The organism is Frankia sp. AiPs1 (assembly GCF_023716945.1).
Lineage (GTDB): Bacteria > Actinomycetota > Actinomycetes > Frankiales > Frankiaceae > Frankia.
The window spans coordinates 1-6,619 of the sequence record NZ_JAMQQF010000319.1; the positions used below are offsets into that span (position 1 = coordinate 1).

The window sequence follows — 6,619 nt, forward strand, 5'->3', positions numbered from 1 at the left end:
GCCCGGCCCGGCCGCCGTGGCGGCGCCCGGGCGTGTCCCTGCCGTGTCGGTGCCGTTCGTCGGGCTGTGCAGCGCGTCCGGCCGGTCCTGGTTGGCCGTCGCCGGCTGCTCGAACGACGGCCAACCGGACGACGGGTGCTCGGGTGCCTGCTGCTCCGACGACGGCCAACCGGACGTGTGCTGATCGGACGCGTGCTGATCGGACGGGCGCTGGCCGGATGAGGGCCGCTCGGACGCTGGCGACTGGGGCGTCGAGGACTTGGCCGAGGTCGACCCGGCCGGGCCCGAGTCCGGGTCCGGGCTCATGCCGGCGGCGAGGTGGTCGAACGAGAACGCGTAGCTGCGTGGGCCGCCAAACAGGGGATCGTCGCTCGGGGGCGTCCAACCGTCATAGCTGACGTAGCGACCGCGCAGATCCTGGCCCCCGGCGGACGCCGGACTCGGCGCAGCGGCCGCGCCGGTGGGATCCGCTGCGCGGTCCCCCGCGGGTTCGGACGGCCTGCCGGCGAGACCGGTCGAGTCGTCCGACCGGGCGGCGCGGTCCGGCCGGTCGCGCCGCGGAGTGCCCGACTCCGCACGCTTCTCGTGTCCCTCGCCACCCAATTCAGTCATCTGGGTCAGAATAGCTAGCTCGCTGGAGGGTGCCAGCCCGTCCGCGAGCCTCCCCGTGCGGGAGTCCCGTCCGGCGTCCGCCCGATACACTGGGCAGTCACCGAGGTTTCGCCGCCAGCGGGGTTCGCCACCAGCGAGGGCTCGATACCAGCGAGGGTTCTACGGACCGGTTGGGTCGGGCACGCACGGTGCCGCTGGCGTCCTGTCGGTGGGCGCTGATCGGGCCGGTCGGCGGTCCGCTCCGATCGCCTGGTAACCTCAAAGACTGCTGCGCGTGACACGTCCCGTCTGCGCGCTCACCATTCTTGACGAGATCCGCCCGAGGCCCCTCGGAGTTCCAGGCGGGATCGTCCGAACGAGAAGGCAGACCTGTGCGCACGTACCAGCCCAAGCCCGCGGATGTCCAGCGTGTGTGGCACGTCATCGATGCCACCGACGTGGTGCTCGGTCGGCTGGCGACCCAGGCCGCTGCGCTGCTGCGCGGCAAGCACAAGCCGTACTTCGCCCCGCACATCGACACCGGCGACTTCGTCATCGTCGTCAACGCCGGCAAGGTCGCGCTGAGCGGGAACAAGCGTCAGCAGGCCCAGTACCACCGGCACTCGGGCTTCCCGGGCGGTCTGCGCAGCACCTCGTACGGCGAGCTGCTCGACACGCGGCCGCAGATCATCATCGAGAAGGCCATCAAGGGCATGCTGCCGAAGAACAAGCTCGGCCGCGCCCAGGGCACCAAGCTGAAGGTCTACGCGGGGTCGACGCACCCGCACGACGCTCAGCAGCCCACCCCGTTCGAGATCATTCAGGTCGCGCAGTAACCGCTGACCTCCTCCAGCCGGACGGCGGGCGGTGTTGATCCGCCCCGGGCGCCGGCTACGGGAACCACGCATCAACTGAGGAAGGAACGCGACGTGGCTGTCGTGACCGACGTACAGGGCAACCCCCGCGCCACCGGACGGCGCAAGGAGGCGGTCGTCCGCGTGCGCCTGCTCCCCGGCAACGGGAAGTGGACGCTCAACGGGCGGACGCTGGAGGAGTACTTCCCGAACAAAGTGCACCAGCAGCTCGTCAACGAGCCGCTGAAGGCGCTGGACAAGGCCGAGTCCTACGACATCGCCGCACGGCTGCACGGCGGCGGGGTGTCGGGCCAGGCCGGCGCGCTTCGACTCGCCATCGCCCGCGCGCTGACGCTGGCGGAGGAGGAGTCGCGGCCTACTCTCAAGAAGGCCGGCTTCCTGACTCGTGACGCTCGGGTCAAGGAGCGCAAGAAGTACGGGCTGAAGAAGGCCCGTAAGGCTCCGCAGTACAGCAAGCGCTAACCTTGCGTCCCCCTCGCCGGCGCGCCCCCGCAGTGGGCGCGCCAGCGGAGGGGACGGGCGCTGCCGGTGCGTGCCTCGGTCTCCGCCTGAACCTTCGACTTCATGGAGGACCTCAGTGACGAGGCTCTTCGGCACCGACGGCGTCCGAGGCGTGGCGAACGTCGACCTCACCGCGGAGCAGGCGTTGTCGCTGGCCTCCGCGGCCGTGGAACTGCTGGGTGCGCCGGGACGGTCCGCCGGGCTGGCGGGGCCCCGGCCGCTCGTGGTCGTCGGTCGAGACACCCGGCCTTCCGGGGAGTTCCTCGAGGCTGCGGTCGTGGCCGGCCTGGCCGCCTCGGGGGCCGACGTGGCCCGCATCGGTGTCGCTCCGACCCCGGCCGTGGCGCACGCGGTCGCCGCCAGCGGCGCAACCTTTGGCGTGATGCTCTCCGCCAGCCACAACCCGATGCCGGACAACGGCATCAAGGTGTTCGCCGCCGGCGGGCTCAAACTCCCCGACGAGGTCGAGGACGCCATCGAGCGGCGGATGGCACAACCGCCCGGCCCCCGACCCGTCGGCGCCTCCGTCGGTCGGATCCGCGAGGAACCGGGGCTTCTCGACCGTTACGCGGACCACCTGCTCGCCGCCCTTCCGGTGCGTCTTGACGGCCTGCGGATCGTCGTCGACTGCGCCCAGGGCGCGGCGTCAGTGCTCGCACCGCGGGTTCTGCGCGCCGCCGGTGCCGACGTCGTCGCGCTGCACGCCGACGGTGACGGCACGGTGATCAACGACGGCAGCGGCGTCACCCAGCTGGACAGCCTGCGGGCGGCGGTTGTCGAACAGGCCGCCGATGTCGGCATCGCCCACGACGGCGACGCGGACCGCTGCCTCGCGGTGGACGCCGCCGGTGACATCGTCGACGGTGACCAGATCCTCGCCATCTGCGCGCTCGCGCTGGCCGAACGCGGTGAACTGGTCGACGACACGGTCGTCGTCACCGTGATGTCGAACCTGGGTTTCCACCACGCGATGCGCGAGGCCGGGATCACCGTCGTGACCACTCCCGTGGGCGACCGGTACGTGGTGGAAGCGATGCGGGCCGGCGGCTACGTGCTCGGTGGCGAGCAGAGTGGGCACGTCGTCTTTCTCGATCATGCGACCACCGGCGACGGGCTGCTGACGGCTCTGCGGCTGCTCGGTCGGGTCGCCGAGACCGGCCAGCCTCTCGGCGAGCTCGCCAAGGCCATGACCCGGCTGCCGCAGGTGCTCGTCAACGTGCATGGCGTCGACCGGACCCAGGCGGGCGCCTCGCCCGAGCTGCGGGCCGCCGTCGCGGCGGCGGAGGCCGAGCTCGGTGACGGCGGACGGGTGCTGCTGCGGCCCTCCGGGACCGAGCCGCTGGTTCGCGTCATGGTCGAGGCGGAGACCGACGCCGTGGCTCGGGACACCGCCCACCGCCTCGCGGCTGTCGTTCGCGCCGCGTTGGCGGCCCCCCGCTAGAACCGCCCGCGTCCTCCCCCCGGCGAGGCCACGCCAGGACAACTCGCAGTCCGTTCGGCCGGCCACGTCCGCCGGCCGTGGGAACCTGCGTACGCTGAGGCGCATGTGCGGGATCATCGGGTACGTCGGTGACCAGTCGGCCCTGGACGTCGCGTTGAACGGCCTGCGGCGCCTCGAGTACCGCGGCTACGACTCCGCCGGCGTCGCGGTCGTCGGCGCCGGGGCCCTGCGGACGGCGCGGCGGGCCGGCAAACTCGCCAACCTGGAGAAGCTGCTGTCCGAGGCGTCGGAGGCGGATCCGATGCCCGGGACGACCGGGATGGGGCACACCCGGTGGGCCACCCACGGTGGCCCGACCGACGCCAACGCCCACCCCCACACCGACTGCACCGGCGCGATCGCCGTCATCCACAACGGCATCATCGAGAACTTCGCCGCGCTGCGCGCCGACCTGGAGGCGATCGGGCACGAGCTTGCTAGCGAGACCGACACCGAGGTCGTCGCCCACCTGCTGGAGGTCGAGTTGGGTAACGCCGCCGCCGCGCCGGCGGCGGCGGTCCCGGAGGACGTCACCCCCCGGCCGACCCGCCCCGGCACGGGCCCCTCGCCCGTTCCCGGCGCGCTGGCCGACCGCACCGCGGAGCCGGGCACGCACCCGTTGACCGTGGCGCTGCAACGCGTCTGCCGCCGGCTGGAGGGCGCCTTCACCCTCGTCGTGTTGCACCGCGACTTCCCCGAAGTGGTCGTCGGCGCCCGGCGAAACAGCCCCCTGGTCGTCGGGCTGGGGGCGGGGGAGACCTTCCTCGCCAGCGATGTCTCGGCGTTCATCGCCCACACCCGTGAGGCAATGGAGATCGGCCAGGACCAGGTGGTCGAGGGCCGCCGGGACGGCGTCACCGTGACCGACTTCGCCGGGGAGGTCGTCGAGGGTCGTCGCTACCACGTCGACTGGGACGCGGGCGCCGCGGAGAAGGGCGGCTACCCGTACTTCATGCTCAAGGAGATCAACGAGCAGCCGACCGCGCTCGCCGACACCCTGCGGGGTCGGCTCTCCGCCGACGGCGCGATCGTCCTCGACGAGGAGCGGCTTTCCGCGCAGGACTTCCGGGATGTCGACAAGGTCTTCATCGTCGCCTGCGGCACGGCGTACCACGCCGGCCTGATCGCGAAGTACGCCGTCGAGCACTGGACGCGGCTGCCCTGCGAGGTCGAGATGGCCTCGGAGTTCCGCTACCGGGATCCGGTGCTGGACCGCTCGACCCTCGTCATCGCGATCAGCCAGAGTGGCGAGACGTTGGACACGCTCATGGCCGTCAAGCACGCCCGCGAGCAGAAGGCCCGGGTGCTGGCGATCTGCAACACGAACGGGTCGACGATCCCCAGGGAGTCCGACGCGGTGCTGTACACCCGCTGCGGGCCCGAGGTCGGTGTCGCCTCGACGAAGACCTTCCTCGGCCAGGTCGCGGCCTGCCTGCTCGTCGGTCTGTACCTGGCGCAGGTGCGCGGCGTGCTCTACGGCGACGAGGTCGCCGCCTACGTCGAGCGGCTGCAGCGGATGCCCGACCTGGTGGAGCGGACGCTGGGCCGGCTCGAACCGATCCGTGAGCTCGCCCGCGGCCTGGCCGACGCCAAGGCGGTGCTTTTCCTCGGCCGCCACGTGGGCTACCCGGTGGCGTTGGAGGGTGCCCTCAAGCTCAAGGAACTTGCCTACATGCATGCCGAGGGGTTCCCGGCGGGCGAGCTCAAGCACGGCCCGATCGCGCTCATCGAGCCGGGCCTGCCGGTGATCGTCATTGCGCCGTCACCACGCGGGCGTGCGCATCTGCACAGCAAGATTGTTTCCAACATCCAGGAGGTGCGGGCGCGGGGCGCGCGGACCATCGTGATCGCCGAGGACGGCGACGTCGCGGTGGAGCCCTACGCCGACCATCTCATCCGCGTGCCGGCGACCTCGTCGCTGTTCGCACCCCTGGTGACGACCCTGCCGCTGCAGGTGTTCGCCTGCGAGCTCGCCCTCGCCCGCGGCCTCGACGTCGACCAGCCGCGCAACCTCGCCAAGTCCGTCACGGTCGAGTAGCCGCCTTTCCCCGTGAGTCGCCTTCGGTGACTCACGGGGACCCCTGGCATCGAGGCGGCGGCCGGGTTTCCGTCAGATCGCCCTCGGCGATCTTCCTGGGTGAGCTGCGAGGGCCTTCGGGGCTTCACGGGGCCCCTGGCCTCGGGGTGGTCAGGAGGAGGGGGCGGCGCCGTGCTGGCGGCCGTGCCAGGCGACGGTGGCCTCCCAGAGAGCGTCGGCGACCGCCTCGTTGTCCTCTGCGGCGTCGAGCAGGGTCTCCACGAGCTCGGCACGAGGGACGCGGCTGAGGAACACCCGCATCGCGGCGTGCACCGGGTCGTCGGTGAACAGCGAGCCCTCGCCGATGATCCCGCCGTTCTCCTCGTCGTCCGCATCCTCGTCGTCGTCGTCGTCGGCGAGGCCCGCCGAGCCGGTGGCGACGAGGGCGACGGCGACCGCGTGGCGGCAGAACGAGCCGGTTGCCCCCTCGGGGCAGGTGCAGCCGGTGCGCGGCCCGTCGTCGGCCGCCTCCAGGCGGACCTCGTGCGGCCCGTCGTCGTCGACCGTGCCCGAGGCGTTGGTGGGCCGGATACGGAGCTGCTCGACACGACCGAGCAGGGCCAGGTTCACCCCTTCGATGAACACGTCGGTACCCGCGCGCTGCGCGCAGGCACGTTCCTCGAAGGCTGCTTCGAGCGGGGTGACGGCGTCCCCGCCGTGCCCGTTCTCGCCGGACACAGAAATGATCACTGGTCAATCCTACGGAATGCGAGGGCGGATCGTACCGGCCAGGTCCCTGGCATCACCAAGGCCTTCTTGTCAAACGTAGCATCGCGATATATCGTGAGCGTACGCGATAGCGAGCGGATGACCTCCATTGGTCTTCCGTGGAGATGAAAGGGAAAGATCATGACATCACAGGCGATTCCAGGCCCATGGGGGCCGTGGGGACCCTGGAGCAAGTGGGGGCGAGCGGCTGGGTTCGATCCCGCGCGACTGTCGGAGTTCTTCGAGACGATGGCCGGTTGGGCGGAGCGTGAGGCCGGCGGTTGCGAGGCGAAGGAGTCGGCGGCTCGCGACCGCACCAGCCGCACGGCACGCGGCGGACACGGTGGCGGGCGCCATGAGCATGGCGGGCCCGGCGAGGGCCGGCCG

Annotated in this window: 5 protein-coding genes and 2 pseudogenes; 5 read left to right on the top strand and 2 right to left on the bottom strand. The window is 71.6% G+C overall.

The window, feature by feature from the left end; translation table 11 throughout:
• Positions 1–612: pseudogene (locus ND748_RS21730) on the bottom strand (hypothetical protein); the annotation flags it as partial.
• Between the two features lie 371 nt (positions 613–983).
• On the opposite strand from ND748_RS21730, the gene rplM reads away from it, so the two are divergent.
• The 4 genes from rplM (at position 984) to glmS (ending at position 5,485) form a co-directional block, all read left to right on the top strand.
• The gene (gene rplM / locus ND748_RS21735; protein ID WP_251747831.1) at positions 984–1,427 is read left to right on the top strand and encodes a 50S ribosomal protein L13; all 444 of its coding nucleotides are present in this window, start codon (positions 984–986) and stop codon (positions 1,425–1,427) included.
• Between the two features lie 93 nt (positions 1,428–1,520).
• Positions 1,521–1,928 (top strand): 30S ribosomal protein S9, encoded by a 408-nt coding sequence (gene rpsI / locus ND748_RS21740; protein WP_251747832.1) that lies wholly within the window; start codon positions 1,521–1,523, stop codon positions 1,926–1,928.
• Positions 1,929–2,043: 115 nt separating this feature from the next.
• A complete protein-coding gene (glmM, locus tag ND748_RS21745; RefSeq protein WP_251747833.1) occupies positions 2,044–3,408 on the top strand; it encodes a phosphoglucosamine mutase in 1,365 nt (454 codons plus the stop codon).
• 103 nt (positions 3,409–3,511) lie between these two features.
• Entirely contained in the window at positions 3,512–5,485 is a 1,974-nt protein-coding gene (glmS, locus tag ND748_RS21750; protein WP_251747834.1) for a glutamine--fructose-6-phosphate transaminase (isomerizing), read from the top strand.
• A 150-nt stretch (positions 5,486–5,635) separates the two neighbouring features.
• Here glmS and ND748_RS21755 read toward each other — a convergent pair whose 3' ends face one another.
• Positions 5,636–6,214, bottom strand: a complete 579-nt coding sequence (locus ND748_RS21755; RefSeq protein WP_251747835.1) for an SWIM zinc finger family protein — start codon at positions 6,212–6,214, stop codon at positions 5,636–5,638.
• A gap of 159 nt (positions 6,215–6,373) precedes the next feature.
• Here ND748_RS21755 and ND748_RS21760 point away from each other — a divergent pair.
• A pseudogene (locus ND748_RS21760) lies at positions 6,374–6,619 on the top strand (PadR family transcriptional regulator); the annotation flags it as partial.

Coding starts and splice junctions, on each gene's coding strand:
- glmS (WP_251747834.1), top strand. CDS start 3,512: ATGTGCGGGATCATCGGGTACGTCGGTGACCAGTCGGCCCTGGACGTC.